We start from the raw sequence: 16,059 nt of genomic DNA on the forward strand, positions 1-16,059 counted from the left end.
GTCAGTGCTGCAGGATCTTCGCTAGGAACTGCTGGGCGCGCTCGGAGCGGGCGCTCACGTCGCCGAAGAATTCTTCCTTGGGGCAGTCTTCGACGATCTGTCCGGCGTCCATGAAGATCACCCGGTCGGCGACCTTGCGGGCGAAGCCCATCTCGTGGGTCACGCACATCATGGTCATGCCTTCGTGAGCCAGTTGCACCATCACGTCGAGCACTTCGTTGACCATTTCCGGGTCGAGGGCCGAAGTCGGTTCGTCGAACAGCATGACGATCGGATCCATGGCCAGGGCGCGGGCAATCGCCACACGTTGCTGCTGGCCGCCGGAAAGCTGGCCGGGATGCTTGTGGGCATGTTCCGAGAGGCCTACGCGGTCGAGCAACTGCAGGCCCTTCTTGGTGGCTTCTTCCTTGCTGCGGCCCAGCACCTTGATCTGCGCGATGGTCAGGTTTTCGGTGATGGTCAGATGGGGGAACAGCTCGAAGTGCTGGAACACCATGCCGACCCGCGAACGCAGCTTGGGCAGGTTGGTTTTCTTGTCGGCGATGGAAGTGCCATCGACCACGATGTCGCCCTTCTGGAACGGTTCCAGCGCGTTGACGCACTTGATCAGGGTGGACTTGCCCGAGCCGGACGGCCCGCAGACCACCACCACTTCGCCTTTCTTGACGTCCGTGGTGCAGTCGGTCAGCACCTGGAAGTCCCCATACCACTTGTTGACGTTCTTGATGGAAATCATACGGCTAACCTTTTTTGCAGGAGCTTGACCAGCTGCGAGGCAGCGAAGCTGATGGTGAAGTAGACCAGGCCGGCGAAGATCAGGAATTCGTGGGGCTGACCGAGGATGTCACCGCGCGAACGGGCAGCGTTGAGGAAGTCCATCAGGCCGACGGTGTAAACCAGCGAGGTGTCCTGGAACAGGATGATGCTCTGCTGCAGCAGCAGTGGAGTCATCTTGCGGAACGCCTGGGGCAGGATGATCAGGCGCATGGTCTGACCGTAGCTCATGCCCAGTGCCTGGGCTGCGCCCATCTGGCCCTTGGGGATGGCCTGGATGCCGGCGCGGACGATTTCGCAGAAATACGCCGCCTCGAACATGATGAAGGCCACCAGGCAGGAGGCGAAGGCACCTACCGGTGTGTCTTCGCCGGTGATCCAGCGCAGGATGAACGGCACCGCGAAGTAGAACCAGGTGATCACCAGCAGCAGGGGGATCGAGCGGAAGTAGTTGACGTAGGTAGCCGCCAGCTTCGATAGAAACACGTTGCTCGACAGGCGCATCAGGGCCAGCAGGGTGCCCAGTACCACGCCGCCGATGACGCCCATGACCATGAGCTGCAGGGTCATGGCCATGCCTTCCCAGAGGCCTGGCAGAGCGGGGATGATCTGACTGAAGTCCATCATTTGCCTCCCACGGAAATCAGGCCAGGCACGGCGACCTTACGCTCGACCACACGCATGATCATCATCAGGCTCATGTTCAGGGTGAAGTAGATCAGCGTCGCCAGGGTGAAGGCCTCGAACAGGTTGGCGCTGAACTCGGCGGTCTGTTTGGTCTGCGCGAGCAGTTCCATGAGGCCGATCAGCGAGGCCACCGAAGAGTTCTTGAAGATGTTCAGGAATTCGCTGGTTAACGGCGGAATGATGATCCGATAGGCCTGGGGCAGCAGCACGTTGCTGTAGATCTGCGGCAGACGGAAACCCATGGCGTAGGCGGCGGCGGTCTGGCCGGCCGGCAGCGCCTGAATGCCGGTACGAACCTGCTCGCAGACGCGGGCGGCGGTGAACAGACCCAGGCATACGACCACGCTGAGGTAGGCCGAAGTGGCAGGGTTGAGATCCTGCTTGAACCACAGCTCCAGGGGTTCCGGCAGCAGGTCGGGTACCAGGAAGTACCAGAGGAACAGCTGCACCAGCAGCGGCACGTTGCGGAACACTTCCACGTACGCCGTGGCGATCCCGGAAATCAGGCGATTCGGCACCGTGCGCATCACGCCGAGCAGGGAGCCGAGTGACAGGGCGATCAGCCAGCCGACCAGCGCGATGGCGATGGTCCAGCCCAGGCCGGTGATGAACCAGTCCAGGTAGATCTCGCTGCCAATGCCGGTGGACTTGAAGAATATGCCCCAGTCCCAGTTGTAGTTCATGCGGGTTTCCCCTCAGGTGGAGTAATGCGACGAAGCCGTCGCCAGGCAACAGTCGCCCGCATCCGCGTTGGCGGATGAGCGTCGGCTTGGTCAGGAAATTGGAGGAGAGGCCAGCGGCCTCTCCGAGTCCCCGCTACGCCCCCTCTCGTGAAGGGGGCGTGGCATCACACCGTCAGATCTGCTCTACAGACTTGTCGGTTGGTTCGGCGATCAGCTTCTTCAGCTCGTCGCTCATGGGGAAATTGAGGTTCAGACCTTTCGGTGGTACCGGCTGCTGGAACCACTTGTTGTAGATGTCGTTGATCTCGCCCGATGCGAAGGTCGCGCTGATGGCCTTGTCGACCACCTTCTTGAATCCTTCGTCGCCTTTGCGAACCATGCAGCCGTAGATCTCGAAGGACTGCGGGGTGCCGACCACATGCCAGTCATCCGGCTTCTTGGCCTTGGCCATTTCGCCAGCGAGCAGGGCGTCATCCATCATGAAGGCCACGGCGCGGTTGGATTCGAGCATCAGGAAGGACTCGCCGTGATCCTTGGCGGAAATCACGTTCATGCCCATCTTCTTCTCGGCATTCATGGACTTGAGCAGGCGCTCGGAGGTGGTGCCGGCGGTGGTCACCACGTTCTTGCCCTTGAGGTCATCGAAATCGTTGACGCCGCTGCTTTTCTTGGTCAGCAGGCGGGTGCCGACCTCGAAGATGCCGACGGAGAAATCGACCTGACGCTGACGCTCGACGTTGTTGGTGGTGGAGCCGCACTCCAGATCCACGGTGCCGTTCTGTACCAGCGGGATACGGGTCTGGGAGGTCACTAGGTTGTAGCGCACCTTCAGGTCAGGCAGCTCCAGTTCCTTTTTCAGCTCTTCGACGACCTTGAGCTGCAGGTCATGGGAGTAGCCAACCGGCTGCTTGGAGGTGTCGCCGAAGTACGAGAAGGGGATGGACGAGTCACGGTGACCCAGGGTGATGGTGCCCGAGTCCTTGATCTTCTTCAGGGTGCCGGTCAGTTCAGCCGCGAAAACCGGGCTGGACATCAGGGCGGCGGCAACGGCTACAGCCAGTACGCGGGGGACAATACGCATGGGTCGATTTCCTCGGTGTTGTTGTTATCGAAGCCGTACAGCGTGGTACGTGCTTCCGTGTGGAAGAGCTATCGCATTCCTGACGGGATAGGGAGCAGGATGTGTGCCAGGCGTGCATTGCCGCTTGCTGTTATTTCAACTCATTGAAAAATATAGAAATTTAGTTCTATAAGGGTTTTTCTGGCAGGGCAGGTAATTCGGATGTTCGGTTTTCCGAAAGCTTTTCGTTCGGGAATCCGAACGTGGAGGGGTGGGGCGACCGGGGTCGCCCTTGCATCAGATTCACAGGTTGCGCAGGAATGCCTTGATGAAGTCGCCCTGGTTGGCCGCCTCACGTTCGGTGGTGAAAAGGATGCGGTCGTCTTGTTCACGAATCTTCATGTCGGCGCCGAAGCTGCACTGCACGGTGTCGAATTTGGCCGCTTGCTTCTTGAAGTCTGGAGCACTGCTGCACAGGTTGCCCATCTGGTTGACCACCTCGCCGCAATAGCTGGAGATGCTCACTTCCTTCATCAGCTTCTCATCGAGGTTTTTCAGATCGACTTCGGTTTTCACCGGGCTGCCACAGTTGGCTGAAGCCTGTGCGTCCATCTCTTTCAATTGCTCGACGTGATACTGCTGGCGTTTCTCACGGTCGAAGCGGGTGAGTTTTTCCTGCACGCCATCCTTCTTCTGCTTCTCGTAGAGCGCCAGCAGTTCGGTGGTCTTGACGGCCTTGCTGGCCTTTTCGTCGAGGCCCAGATAACGGGGCTCGCGGTCGTTGGGCAGGTACAGCTGGTAGGACTCTCCGCCCCAGGACTGGCGCTGGCCGATGAGAACATAGGCGCTGCCATCGAGCGTGGTGGTGTAGTCGTTTTCCTGTTGGCCGCGCGCTTTCACGTCGGTCAGCAGTACCACTTCATCCAGGGGATGGTTGATGCCGTTGATCTGCACCAGTGCCTGCTTTTCATCACTGCTGGGCGCGACGGTGACGCTGACTCCGTCACCGGTGGTGAAGGCCTTGGGATATTTGGCGAGCTCCAGCGCACTGGCATTGGCGGTGAGGAGGGTGGCGGCGATAAGCAGCGACAGCCGTGTCATGGCGTAGTCCTTTTCATGGAGTTGGGGGAATTCTAGAGGCGTCCGACAGCGAAGGATGTGACTGCGTTCCCCTCTGGCGAACCCGCGCTCAGAATTGCATGACCACCCGACCCTCGACCTTGCCGGCGCGCAACTGCTCGAGGATGCCATTGACGTTATCCAGCGTATCGCGGTGAATGGTCGCCTTGACCAGCCCCTCGCCAGCGAAGTCCAGGGCCTCCTGCAGATCCGCGCGGGTGCCGACGATGGAGCCGGTGATGCTGATGGCCTTGAGCACCACATCGAATATCGGCGTGGGAAAATCGCCTGGTGGCAGCCCCACCAGCGCGACGGTGCCGCCGCGGCGCGCCATGCCGATGGCCTGACCGAAAGCGCTGTTCGACACTGCCGTGACCAACACGCCATGGGCTCCGCCGATATCGCGTTGAATGACGTCGACCGGATTTTCGTGGCGGGCATTGATGGTCAGGCTGGCACCGAGTTTCCTGGCCAGCTCCAGCTTGGCATCGTCGACATCGATGGCGGCCACGTGCAGGCCCATGGCGCGAGCGTACTGCACGGCGACGTGGCCCAGGCCGCCGATGCCGGAAATGGCCACCCACTGACCGGGGCGCGCACCGGTGACTTTCAGGCCCTTGTAGACGGTGACCCCTGCGCAGAGGATCGGCGCGATCTCGGCGAATTCGACGTTCTTCGGCAGAACACCCACATAGTTGGGGTCGGCCAGCACGTACTCGGCGTAGCTGCCGTTCACCGAATAGCCGGTGTTCTGCTGATCGGCGCAGAGGGTTTCCCAGCCCGTGAGGCAGTGCTCGCAGCATCCGCAGGCGGTATACAGCCAGGGCACGCCGACGCGGTCGCCTTCACGGATGCGGGTCACACCAGCGCCCACCGCTGCGACATGGCCAACGCCTTCATGCCCGGGGATGAACGGCAGGCTGGGTTTCACCGGCCAGTCGCCGTCGGCGGCATGCAGGTCGGTGTGGCAGACGCCGGCTGCCTCGATCTTCACCAGTATCTGCCCGGGGCCGGGCAGCGGAACCTTCACTTCCTCGAGCCGCAAGGGCTCGCCAAAGGCATGAACGACGGCTGCTTGCATGGTCTGTCGCATGGCGCGGTCCTCTCTGATGAAGAACCTCAGTATGGAAGGTCTGCCACGCCTGGCATTGCCTCAGGACAATAGCCGGCGTTATCGCCCGGACTTCCGACGGGCGGCCGATTATCGATTTGCGCACGACTGCAGTATAATTGCCGGTTTCCGCAAACCACGCCTACCGCGTGGTTTGTTGTTTCTGCCGCGGCGCCAAGCGCCCGAGACGAGAGAGGCACGACGATGAGCGCACTGGTTGGCGTGATCATGGGTTCCAAATCCGACTGGAGCACCCTGAGCCATACCGTCGAGATGCTGGATAAATTAGGCATTCCCAACGAAGTGAAGGTGGTTTCTGCCCACCGCACCCCGGATCTGCTGTTCCAGTACGCTGAAGAAGCCGAAGGCCGTGGTATCCAGGTGATCATCGCCGGTGCCGGTGGTGCCGCCCACCTGCCTGGCATGTGCGCCGCCAAGACTCACCTGCCGGTGCTCGGCGTGCCGGTGCAGTCGTCGATGCTGTCGGGCGTCGACTCGCTGCTGTCCATCGTGCAGATGCCGGCTGGCATTCCAGTCGCCACCCTGGCTATCGGCCGTGCCGGTGCCATCAATGCCGCGCTGCTGGCGGCGAGCATCCTCGGTCATCAGCACCCGCAGTTCCACGCGGCGCTCAAGCAGTTCCGCGACGAGCAGACCAATACCGTGCTGGACAACCCGGACCCGAGGGCGCAGTGATGAAGATCGGCGTGATCGGGGGCGGCCAGCTCGGCCGCATGCTGGCCCTGGCGGGTACACCGCTGGGCATGAATTTCGCGTTTCTCGACCCGGCCCCGGATGCGTGCGCGCAGGCGCTGGGCGAACATATCCGTGCCGATTACGGCGATCAGGATCATTTACGCCAACTGGCCGATGAAGTCGATCTGGTGACCTTCGAGTTCGAAAGCGTACCCGCCGAAACCGTGGCGTTCCTGTCTCAGTTCGTGCCGGTCTACCCGGGTGCCGAGGCGCTGCGCATCGCCCGTGATCGCTGGTTCGAGAAGTCGATGTTCCGTGATCTGGGTATTCCCACGCCGGAATTCGCCGACATCCAGTCCCAGGCCGATCTCGATGCGGCGGCTGCCAGCATTGGCCTGCCGGCGGTGATGAAGACCCGTACCCTGGGTTACGACGGCAAGGGCCAGAAGGTTCTGCGCAAGCCTGAAGACGTCACCGGCGCCTTCGCCGAACTGGGTAGCGTGCCGTGCATCCTCGAAGGTTTCGTACCGTTCAGTGGTGAAGTGTCGCTGGTCGCCGTGCGCGGCCGTGATGGCGAGACGCGCTTCTACCCGCTGGTGCACAACACCCACGACAGCGGCATTCTCAGCCTGTCCGTGGCCAGCACCGAGCATCCGCTGCAAACGCTGGCCGAAGACTACGTCGGCCGTGTGCTGGAGCAACTCGATTACGTCGGCGTCATGGCTTTCGAGTTCTTCGAGGTCGACGGTGGTCTCAAGGCCAACGAGATCGCGCCGCGGGTACACAACTCCGGGCACTGGACCATCGAAGGTGCCGAGTGCAGCCAGTTCGAGAACCACCTGCGTGCCGTCGCCGGCCTGCCGCTGGGCTCGACCGCCAAGGTCGGCGAGAGCGCCATGCTCAACTTCATCGGCAGCGTACCGGCTGTGGATAAGGTGGTGGCCATCGATGATTGCCATCTGCATCACTACGGCAAGGCCTTCAAGGCCGGACGCAAGGTTGGCCATGCCACATTGCGCTGTGCGGATCGGGCGACCCTCGATAGCCGTATCGCCGACGTACAGGCGCTGATCGCAGCAGGCTAGGCGTCTGGCGCGGGAGGTTGAACCTCTCCAGCGCTGCGCTCGTCAGATGGAAGGCGCCGCATTCGTGCGGCGCCTTTTTCTATTCTGGAGGGCGTCATGGGTATTATCGGCACTATTTTAATCGGCCTGATCGTCGGGTTGATCGCCCGTTTCCTCAAGCCAGGCGATGACAGCATGGGTTGGATCATGACCATCCTGCTGGGTATCGGTGGCTCCATCGCCGCCACTTACGGTGGTCAGGCACTGGGTATCTACCAGGCGGGTGAAGGCGCCGGTTTCATCGGCGCGGTGGTTGGTGCGATCATCCTGCTGGTGATCTACGGCTTGATCACCAAGAAACGCTGAACCGGTAGCCTGACGCGTCGACGCCCGGCTACTCTCTGTTGGCCATTACCACCGTGAGTCCCCGTCGATGCGTTACCTGCTGTTGGTCCTGCTGTTGTTGAGCGGCTTCGCCCGCGCCGAACTCCCCGAAACCGACTGGCTGGAGCTGATGCCCGAAGAGGATCAGCGAGCGCTGGAGCAGATGCCCGAGATCACCCACGACAGCCCTGAAGCGGCTGGCAGCTTCGACAGCAAGGGTGGCCTCAAGCAACAGGAAAAGGGCTTGCCCGCAGTCATGTATTCGGCCAAGACGGTGCCGGCCATGAACGGCAAGAAGATTCGCCTCGGCGGCTACCCGGTTCCGCTGGAAACCGACAACGCCGGGCGCAGCACGCTGTTCTTCCTGGTGCCCTACCCAGGCGCCTGCATCCACGTTCCACCACCGCCGCCCAACCAGCTGGTGCTGGTGCGCTATCCCAAGGGTATCGCCCTGGACGATATCTACGAGCCACTCTGGGTCAACGGTACGCTGAAGATCGAGCCGGTCAGCAACGACCTGGCCGACGCTGCGTATGCGCTGGATGCCAGCAGCGCACGGATGGTCGAGGAAAGCGACCTGTGATGAACGGTGGCGCCCGTTCGGGCGCCACCGTCATTCAGCGATTCACGAGCGAATCACGAGCTGCATGGCTTGGCGCGCCATGTCGACGACCGCCCTGGCCAGCAGATCGAGCACCCAGCGCAGGAAGAACGTGGTCACTTCGATGGTGGCCGGCACTGCGCGACCCAGGAACTTGAAGATTTTCACGATCAGGGCGCGGATCGAATCGCTGATGTCCTTGCAAAGCTGTGCGCCCTGCACCAGGACACTGGCAATCTGATCCAGCACGGTCATGCTCACGGTGATCGCGCTGCCGATGACGATATTGGCCGCCTTCTTGAGCAGGTACTGCATGGCCTTGGAGATCATCCACAATGTCGCTGCGGAATGCATGGTGGGGCCGTAGCTGGCGCTCTCCAGCCAGATGTCGATTTCCCGATCGAGTGGCGGCTCAGGGTTGCGATACAGCCCTGTCCAGGTGGCATCGCCAATGGCGGGCAGGTACTGGGTCATACGGTGTGCGTTGGGGCTGATCTGCGCGCCCTTCCAGGGGATCATGCAGACATTGCCACTGACCGGCACATGGCTGAACGGGAAGATCGGCACCATGCTCACCGGGTCGGCGCTGTGGTAAACGCGATGGATGTTGGTGGCGCCCAGCTTGCCGCTCAGGTGCCGGGCGAAGCCACCGACGCCGGTGCGTGGTGAGCCGAAGGTGTAGAGCTTGATTCCGGCCACGCCGAGCTCACTGAGGTGATCCGCCGCCAGGGTCGCCAGTGCACCGCCCAGGCTGTGGCCCACGCAGTGCACGGTGCTGGGGTTGCGCCCGCGCATGAAGGAATCGAGATCGTTGCGTAACGACTTGAATGTTTCGTTGAAGCCCGCGTGCACAGGCCAGGTGCTCGGGCCGCGTTGCAGGCCGGCATTCGCATCGGTCATCGCATCTGCAAAGGTGTCGGTACCGCGAAATGCCAGCAGCATCTCTCCCTGCCGCCCCCCTACGCCGTGTACGGCATAGGCGAAGCCTGTCCGTGTACGGAAAACAGCACCGCTGGTTCCACTGGCCATTTGCAGATTGGAGAAGTCGAATGAGTTGCTCAGCCCGAGACGGGCGGCTTCATCCTCCACACCGCCCTTGGATGACATGACGGCATCCTTGACGGTGTAGACATGCGTTGCGATCTGCGCAGATTGTTTGGGGCTCAAGGGGTTCACAGCCGAATCCTTCTGGTCTGATGATGGGGCGTTACTGAAGAACGCAGATGCCGAATGTTTCAGTTTCCGGGTGAGCGACGGGTTCGCTGTTGAGCTCACAGATGAACTTCAGTGGGCGGCCCTGCACCTCACCCAGGTTGTCGTAATTGTGTTTGGTGAATACCCAGCCTTTGTGTTCCTTGCCCTGATAGCGCAGGGTGATGCGCTGGCCGGTCACCGGCTCGTGGGGCATGAAGCCTGCCGTCAGTGATTTCGCAGTCACGGCCGGCAGTTTAAAGCGGCCTTGGGCATCGGATTGTGTGGCGTTGGTGCGGTGCTCGTTTTTCCAGTGCCAGTGATATTCCTGTTCTATCTCCACACCCTGAACAGGTTTGCCGTCGAGCAACACGGTGCCCTCTACCTCGGAGAACAGATAAAGCGTCTTGGAAAAAGCCATGGCGTAACCCTGTGTGAGTAGTCCGATAAGCAGCAATGCGCAGCAGGAGAGTGATTTGCGGTTCAAGGTCGTTCCCTCGCCGAATGGCTGAGCGTTTCGGGACGTGCCGCAGGTTGATTGCTGCGGCGGGGCGGAGTCAGCTGCGCTGTGCGCAGACCGATGGAGTAGGCGTGCCGGTGAGCAGGCGGTTTCTTCGAGCGGGATTTCTGCCCATGGCTGGCGCTGGAGTATAGCGACGGAGCCGGTCGGGATTTCTTGAGCATGTTCGCACTCTCCTTGTGTCGTTGATCGCTTCGGCTCAGCAGCCCAGCAATCGCTTTTGCCGGCGCGCCGGTGCATCGGTTGCAAACAGCACGTTGGTCGGCTGGTAGCGCGCTAGCAAGCTGGCCGCTGCACGTCGCTGCCGCTGTGTGCCGCTGCGCAGCACGGCCATGCATTGTCGCTCGCTGAACGGCTGGCCCAGCAAATACCCGGTGCCTGGTTGCAAGCGCTGCTGCTGGCCTTGCCACCATTGTTCGACCTGATGCGGATCGGGCCAGGGCAGGTCGATGTCCGGGCCCATGCTGACGTTGGCGTCGGATGGATCATCGGTAGGGCCGTCGTCGTAGTCGGGATAGACGCTCAATTCCAGGTCGAGTTCCGCGAGGTCGGCACCGGTAATCAGGCCGAACGCTTCACCTGCCGCACGGGCTGTAGGCAGTTCGTGCATCTGCCGAATCAGCCAGGGAACGGTCTGCGGATCACCGAGCAGACCGATGGCCTGGATCGCCATGTGGCGATGCGCCTCGCTCTGCATCAGACCGCGTAACCAGGCGACGCTGGCCTCCCGCGGTTGCCAGGCGAGCAGCACCTCGAGCGCGGGCCGGCGCCGTTCACCCGGCTGTTCGGCGAACAGGCGCAGGGTGCCGAGCGCTTGCTGGTCACCCATCTGGGCGCTGGCCCAGTTGCTCCAGAAACGCACCTCATCGTCACCGTGCAGGCGGTATTGGCGCAGTGGCTGCAGCAGGTCGCGGCGCCGCAGAGTACCAGTCAGCCGAGCTGCGGCGGCCAGTACGCTGGCATCACCGTGGCCGAGGGCCGAGAGCAACGCCGGGCCTGGGTCCTTTCCGTGCAGGGCGTGGGCAGCCAGGGCGATACGGCGGCGCTGGGCGTTCGTGGCATGCAGGTCGGCCTCGACCCGTACCGAGACTTCATGCCACTCCAGCCAGCCCAGTGCAGCGACAAGATACGGCTCGCCCTCGGGGTTGGCGTGCAGGTGCTGATACAGCGTCTGCAGAGCGCTGTCGTTGCTCAGCCGCAGTGCCAGCGCGGCAATGGCGAACACCTCGCCCTGAGCATGCGGCGTCAGCTGTTCGAGCAACAGGTGAAGTCCCTTGAGACCAGCGATCTGCAGCCCATCGAGATGCGCCTCGATCCGCTCGTCCAGGTCGCCGAGATGCCCCAGGTCATAATGGGGCGCGCCGATGGCATAGCTGCGCAGTCCGGCGAGGAAGGCAGCTTCTTCGGCGTGTTGGTCGAGGATGGTGGCGATCATCAGTCGATGCGGGTCCAGGTACTGCCGTCGAAGGCCATGATGTCCTTGGCGCCGAATGACCACAGTACACCGTCAGCCACACTGAGGTGATAGTAAGTAGCCGGCGTGTCCTCTCCGAAGTCCACTGCTACCAGGCTGTCACCCTGAAGCGTATACAAACCACGCAGTGTAGAGAGGTAGAGCATGCCGTCATACCAGGCCAGATCCCATATGTCGCTGCTGATATCCTCCTGCTCGATTGGCTGCCAGCTGTCACCACGACCTACGATCAGAAGTCCGCGCCGGCCCGAGGCATAGACCTGACCATCTCCGGCGCAGAGCACACGGGTCAGCAGGAGGTTGGTCGGGCTTTCCTTTTGGCTCCATTGTTGGCCGTTGTAGTGCCAGATCTCGCCATCCCATCCAACAGCGTATAGATCGCTTTCGTCAAAGCCATCGATGGACTCGAAGCCTTTCGTTTCGCCGATTGCGGGGCGGATGGTTTGATCGAGGCAGGTCCAGTGATCAACGCCATCACGTCGATAAACTTGTCGGCCCATTCCAACAGCAAATGTTTTCTGGCCGATCGTTCGTGCTTGTCTCAAATGGCCGCGATCGATGGGATCTCCATCAGGCGTTTTAATCTTTTCGTCGTTCTCCTGGCCGCTACCGAATAGACGGATATCACCATAGGGCGACATGAACAGAGCTTGTTCTAGATGTTCTCGGGTAATAGTTACACTGACAGTGGGCCAGTCTTTCATATCGTCGTAACCCCACTGTCCTGCATCCCAGCTGTACAAGTGAGAGTGCTCAATCCGTGCCTCGAGGCTGTCGTCTTGGGTAACGATATAAGCGAGATCGTTGTACCGAACAGCCCCCGTAATGAAGGTATCTGTCCGGCTCTTTCTATCTGACATCGGCTGCACCTATTACTATCGACTTGATTTAGTGCTTGTAGCGCGCAACTTCTTTGATCGAGCTTTGACTGCCGCATCCGCTGCCTTCTGGGCGTCGTCACCTTTGTACCCGGTCGCAATCATGCGGCAATCCGTTTGATCATCGATGCCACATTGGTTGTGATAGGCATCCAACTGCGCTTCCGTGCACGCCGGGTCGCAGCCTGATTCGGGAAATGTTTTGCCTACTGCCTTCACGCCAAAGCCTTTGGCCTGGCCGTAGGTAACGCTGACCAAGCGAGCCGAACTGTCATCTTCGAAGGTGATTCGCTTTGACTGCGCGCCGCTATTGAGTGCTGCGTTGCTCTGATAGGTATGCATCAACCCGTGTGTGCCGTGGTACTGATTGCAGCCTTCCACACAGATGCAGGGAGCCTTGTCGCTGTTGTAGGGGCTCGTTCCCTTGATTGCCTTCGATTCCTTACCGCCACGCCCCTTGTTGAAGAAAGAACCTGCTTCAACCAAGTGGTGGCCTGTTTGTCCTGGGCAACAACCGGCTTGCCCCGCAGTGGGTTTGTACGGGGTGAGCTGACATCGCCTGGCGCTCAGGCATTTGTCTGCACCAACCTTGTCGGCGTAAGCGTTTGCCGCCTGTTGGGTTTCCGGTTTTCCATCCGGAGGGCAGGGGCTAGGGCCATCTGGCTTATGGGGTGAAAAATCCTTACAGGCATCCTTCTCTTTCTTGATGTCTTCCTTGCACGGCCCTTCACCCTTGCTCACCGCCATCTGATCCAGATACGGCCAGGTCGGCGTATTCCCCGGCATCGATCCATGGTTATGGGTGGTCAGGTCCATATGCCGCACCACGTTCTTGCCTTCGAACTTGACGTCCATCGACCAGGAGGTGAAGTACACCTTGCCCTTGATCTTGCCCGTGATGATGCCTTTCTTCGGGGCGCGGCCGGGTTCGTCGCCGTAGCTGGTCTTGTAGTAGCTCTTGTTCTTGAGCATCACTTCCTTGCGGGTGATGCGGATGGTACGCGTGCCCTTGGTGGTGTCCTTGGATAGCCCGGTGTTGGGGTACGGGATCGGGATGCCCAGCGGCATCGGCGGCGTCTGCGGTGGCGTGAAGCAGACGTCGGGAAAGGCAGCGATGGACTTGCCGCTGGCCGATTTGCAGGAAATTTCCCGGTTGTTGGCATAGACCTCGTTGGCCATCAGGCAGCTCCCACCCGTTGATAGCTGAGCAGCGCGACGACACGTTCGCCGGCGTCGTTGCCCAGTTGATAGACGATGTTCGAACCGAGACCGTAGCCCTTGCGAGATGCGGCCAGGGCCACCGCCAGCATGGCCGGGCCGATGGCCGCGCCACACTCGCCGATGCAGTCGGCGGGGTGCCAGATGTCGAACTCCTCCTTGACCACCCGCAGTGTGCGGCTCAGCGCCAGGGCCGCTTCCTTGAAGTAGTACTGCTCGCCGGAGTTGTCGGTCAGGCGGTAGTCCATCTGCTCCATACGGCAGTTGCCGTCCTTGAGCGCCGCCTGGGTGGCCTGCACCAGGCCGTCGGCGCGCAGCGGGATGTCGTCGGCTTCCACGGTGGCTTTCTCGATGCCAAAGCCCAGCCCGAAGCAGATCAACTGCTCGGTGTCCTGGCGCACCGGTGCGCCGACGACGACGGCCGCCGCGCCTTCGCCGGGAATGAAGCCATTGGAATGGCGGCTGGTGAGCAGTCGCTGGCGTTGCTCGAAGGCCGACAGGGTGGCTGCGTTGAGGAACGAGTCGACCCCGGCGATCAGCACGTGCCGATGGCCACCTTCGTGGATCAGCCGGCGCGCATTGAGCAGCGCCACGCCGGCGCTGACCCGGCCGCGCGGTATCAGCGTGGACGCGCCATGAAACTGCACGCCCAGCTCGCGCTCGATGTCGCGCAGCAGGCTGCTGTCCAGGCCATCGCTGCGGCCCGGGCGATCCAGTTCGGCGACGCCGAGCAGCAGCGGCGTATTGGCGCAATCCAGGCCTGGCACCGCCGCCAGGCTTTCGGCGATGGCGCGGGCTGCCATCTTCACCAGCTTGATTCGGCCGCGCCAGGGCTCTTCCAGAGGCACGCTGGCAGCGACTTGCCACTCACCGCCGCCTTCGATGAAGCGGGTTTCCTGAAAGTTGTCGAGGGCGCAGCGGATCGCCGCGCAACTGGCCGGCGCGCTCAGGCCCACGGCGCTGACCATACCGCTGGAGAGGATGCTGAGGGCGCTCATGACGATTCATCCTCGGCCAGGCGGCTGCGGCTCAGGGCGGCCAGCGACGGGTAGTAATCCTTGCCCAGCTCGCGGGCGCGCCACCAGGCTCGGGACTTCTCACCGACCAGCACCTGGGCGATCTCGAACAGGCTGCGCTTGACTGGCCGGCGGGTGCGCCAGGTGATTTCCACCTGGTTGGCGTCGGTGTCGACCAGCAGGGTGTCGATTACCGCCTGCGTCGTTTCATGGCCGCCGCCGCTGAGGAAATAGGTCACCGGCATGCGCACGCTGGGCACCCGGAAACCGGCGCGCTCGGTGGGCAGCAAGCCAAGCAGGAAAACCTCTTCGCCGCCCTTGAGGTAGTCAGTCTGCTGATCGGCTGGGGCCGCCTGGAAATAGCGCTCGTCGAAGTCCCGGGGCAGGAAAGGAAACTGCTCGTCCTGCCAGGCCTGGTCGTAGGTGCCGGCAAAGCCGGCACGGGCCTGCCAGTGCTTGCCCAGTGGGCCGAGCGCCATGGGGGCGAAGTCGCCATGGGGGGCGTCCACGGGCTGGCCGAGCTTTTCGGTATTGGGCATCGGCATGCCGACCACGGTGCCGCCGCTCAGGCTGCGCGGGTACCAGCCCTGGCCGGCCGGGTTGCGCAGGTTGCACAGCAGATGCTCGTGGTTGCCCGGTGCCGGATGGCTGCCGCCGAAGGCGCTGGCGTAGGAAATGTCCTGACGCACGAACGGCTGCGCCAGTCCGGCGGTGGTGCCGAGAGCGCCGGGCTGCCACTGCCGTGGTCCATATACGCTGAACGCCTTGCTGACCCGGCCGACGCGGATGCCGACGGTGAGCTGGGTGACGGGGAGTCCGCCCGGAGCATGGGCGCTGCCACTTACCAGCACGTCGCAGTAGGGCTTGAAGGGGGCGAAGTCGAACTCGCGCAGCGGGGCCGACAGGCCGGGCTCGCCAGCGAAGGTGTCACTCATCAGCAGCGGCTGCTGGGTTTCCAGCAGGCGCGCCACGCTGCCGTCCACTGGCAGGTCGAAGGTGCCCTTGACGATGACCACCAGATACTCGCGGCCATCGGCATCCAGACCCTGGTTGTAGGCCGCCACCATTCGCGTGGCATTGAGCAGTTCCATGGGCGGCTTCTTAGTTGATCTGCACCGAACCGCCCTTGATGCGGTTCACGCCGCTGGAGCGGCTGGACAGGTAGGCGCCCTTGATCAGCACCTTGCCTTCGCGGGTCAGGGTGATGCTGGCCTTGCCGCAGCGCAGCACGATCTCGCGCTCGGCGCTGAATTCCAGGCGCTCGCCGTCGAGGTGTGCCACCGCCGCAGGTGCGCTGGCAGGTGCCTGCGGCAGGCGCTGGATGCGGCCGATCACCAGCGGCTGAGATGGGTCGCCGGCGACGAACATCAGCGCCACCTGAGCGCCGATGTCTTCACGGCTGAGCGTCGTGGTGGTGGTCGCGGCGATACCGGTCTCCGCTGGGCAGCCGGGGAATGCCACGACCGGGCTGGACGCCTGCGGCACATCGAGCAGTACACCGATGACCACGCCGTCGAGACGGGTGATGGCAGGGACTGGGGTGTGGAACTGGACTGTCATGCGCATTGCTCCATGGCCGCTAT

18 protein-coding genes are annotated in these 16,059 nt (G+C 62.1%); 4 read left to right on the forward strand and 14 right to left on the reverse strand.

What is annotated here, in order from left to right:
* Window position 1 precedes the first annotated feature (1 nt).
* From ACT9T4_RS18845 to adhP, 6 genes are all read right to left on the reverse strand, one after another.
* Window positions 2-736 (reverse strand): amino acid ABC transporter ATP-binding protein, encoded by a 735-nt coding sequence (locus ACT9T4_RS18845; RefSeq protein WP_179539525.1) that lies wholly within the window; start codon window positions 734-736, stop codon window positions 2-4.
* The gene (locus ACT9T4_RS18850) at window positions 733-1,401 is read right to left on the reverse strand and encodes an amino acid ABC transporter permease (RefSeq protein WP_179539526.1); all 669 of its coding nucleotides are present in this window, start codon (window positions 1,399-1,401) and stop codon (window positions 733-735) included. The genes ACT9T4_RS18845 and ACT9T4_RS18850 overlap by 4 nt, the downstream gene beginning before the upstream one ends.
* The gene (locus ACT9T4_RS18855) at window positions 1,398-2,144 is read right to left on the reverse strand and encodes an amino acid ABC transporter permease (protein WP_042553386.1); all 747 of its coding nucleotides are present in this window, start codon (window positions 2,142-2,144) and stop codon (window positions 1,398-1,400) included. Before ACT9T4_RS18855 ends, ACT9T4_RS18850 begins: the two co-directional genes overlap by 4 nt.
* 172 nt (window positions 2,145-2,316) lie before the next feature.
* Window positions 2,317-3,225 carry a glutamate/aspartate ABC transporter substrate-binding protein gene (locus tag ACT9T4_RS18860; protein WP_042553385.1) on the reverse strand — a complete coding sequence of 303 codons (909 nt, stop codon included), beginning with the start codon at window positions 3,223-3,225 and terminating at the stop codon, window positions 2,317-2,319.
* Between the two features lie 282 nt (window positions 3,226-3,507).
* Window positions 3,508-4,305 (reverse strand): hypothetical protein, encoded by a 798-nt coding sequence (locus ACT9T4_RS18865; protein ID WP_042553384.1) that lies wholly within the window; start codon window positions 4,303-4,305, stop codon window positions 3,508-3,510.
* Window positions 4,306-4,393: 88 nt separating this feature from the next.
* A complete protein-coding gene (adhP, locus tag ACT9T4_RS18870) occupies window positions 4,394-5,416 on the reverse strand; it encodes an alcohol dehydrogenase AdhP (protein WP_042553383.1) in 1,023 nt (340 codons plus the stop codon).
* A gap of 222 nt (window positions 5,417-5,638) precedes the next feature.
* Between adhP and purE the strand changes: the two genes are divergently transcribed.
* The 4 genes from purE to ACT9T4_RS18890 all read left to right on the forward strand — a co-directional run bounded on the left by purE (window position 5,639) and on the right by ACT9T4_RS18890 (window position 8,161).
* Window positions 5,639-6,130, forward strand: a complete 492-nt coding sequence (gene purE / locus ACT9T4_RS18875) for a 5-(carboxyamino)imidazole ribonucleotide mutase (protein ID WP_179539528.1) — start codon at window positions 5,639-5,641, stop codon at window positions 6,128-6,130.
* Window positions 6,130-7,215, forward strand: a complete 1,086-nt coding sequence (locus ACT9T4_RS18880; RefSeq protein ID WP_042553381.1) for a 5-(carboxyamino)imidazole ribonucleotide synthase — start codon at window positions 6,130-6,132, stop codon at window positions 7,213-7,215. The genes purE and ACT9T4_RS18880 overlap by 1 nt, the downstream gene beginning before the upstream one ends.
* 96 nt (window positions 7,216-7,311) lie before the next feature.
* Window positions 7,312-7,560 (forward strand): GlsB/YeaQ/YmgE family stress response membrane protein, encoded by a 249-nt coding sequence (locus ACT9T4_RS18885; protein ID WP_042553380.1) that lies wholly within the window; start codon window positions 7,312-7,314, stop codon window positions 7,558-7,560.
* 67 nt (window positions 7,561-7,627) lie between these two features.
* The gene (locus tag ACT9T4_RS18890; protein WP_042553379.1) at window positions 7,628-8,161 is read left to right on the forward strand and encodes a DUF3299 domain-containing protein; all 534 of its coding nucleotides are present in this window, start codon (window positions 7,628-7,630) and stop codon (window positions 8,159-8,161) included.
* A 42-nt stretch (window positions 8,162-8,203) separates the two neighbouring features.
* Here ACT9T4_RS18890 and ACT9T4_RS18895 read toward each other — a convergent pair whose 3' ends face one another.
* The 8 genes from ACT9T4_RS18895 to ACT9T4_RS18930 all read right to left on the reverse strand — a co-directional run bounded on the left by ACT9T4_RS18895 (window position 8,204) and on the right by ACT9T4_RS18930 (window position 16,036).
* Window positions 8,204-9,286: a lipase family protein gene (locus ACT9T4_RS18895; RefSeq protein ID WP_052493776.1), complete on the reverse strand. Its 1,083-nt coding sequence runs from the start codon at window positions 9,284-9,286 to the stop codon at window positions 8,204-8,206.
* Between the two features lie 100 nt (window positions 9,287-9,386).
* Window positions 9,387-9,857 carry a DUF6795 domain-containing protein gene (locus tag ACT9T4_RS18900; RefSeq protein WP_042553377.1) on the reverse strand — a complete coding sequence of 157 codons (471 nt, stop codon included), beginning with the start codon at window positions 9,855-9,857 and terminating at the stop codon, window positions 9,387-9,389.
* 232 nt (window positions 9,858-10,089) lie between these two features.
* Window positions 10,090-11,325, reverse strand: a complete 1,236-nt coding sequence (locus ACT9T4_RS18905; RefSeq protein WP_499118413.1) for a TIGR02270 family protein — start codon at window positions 11,323-11,325, stop codon at window positions 10,090-10,092.
* Window positions 11,325-12,224: a beta propeller repeat protein gene (locus ACT9T4_RS18910; RefSeq protein ID WP_499118415.1), complete on the reverse strand. Its 900-nt coding sequence runs from the start codon at window positions 12,222-12,224 to the stop codon at window positions 11,325-11,327. Before ACT9T4_RS18910 ends, ACT9T4_RS18905 begins: the two co-directional genes overlap by 1 nt.
* Before the next feature lie 15 nt (window positions 12,225-12,239).
* Entirely contained in the window at window positions 12,240-13,421 is a 1,182-nt protein-coding gene (locus ACT9T4_RS18915; protein WP_499118417.1) for a PAAR-like domain-containing protein, read from the reverse strand.
* The gene (locus tag ACT9T4_RS18920) at window positions 13,421-14,458 is read right to left on the reverse strand and encodes a hypothetical protein (protein WP_499118419.1); all 1,038 of its coding nucleotides are present in this window, start codon (window positions 14,456-14,458) and stop codon (window positions 13,421-13,423) included. The genes ACT9T4_RS18915 and ACT9T4_RS18920 overlap by 1 nt, the downstream gene beginning before the upstream one ends.
* Window positions 14,455-15,567 (reverse strand): DUF2169 family type VI secretion system accessory protein, encoded by a 1,113-nt coding sequence (locus ACT9T4_RS18925; RefSeq protein ID WP_179539534.1) that lies wholly within the window; start codon window positions 15,565-15,567, stop codon window positions 14,455-14,457. Before ACT9T4_RS18925 ends, ACT9T4_RS18920 begins: the two co-directional genes overlap by 4 nt.
* Window positions 15,568-15,577: 10 nt before the next feature.
* Complete coding sequence (locus ACT9T4_RS18930; RefSeq protein WP_042553371.1) at window positions 15,578-16,036, reverse strand: DUF6484 domain-containing protein; 459 nt, start codon at window positions 16,034-16,036, stop codon at window positions 15,578-15,580.
* Window positions 16,037-16,059: the final 23 nt, after the last annotated feature.

The organism is Pseudomonas sp. SZ40 (assembly GCF_052958135.1).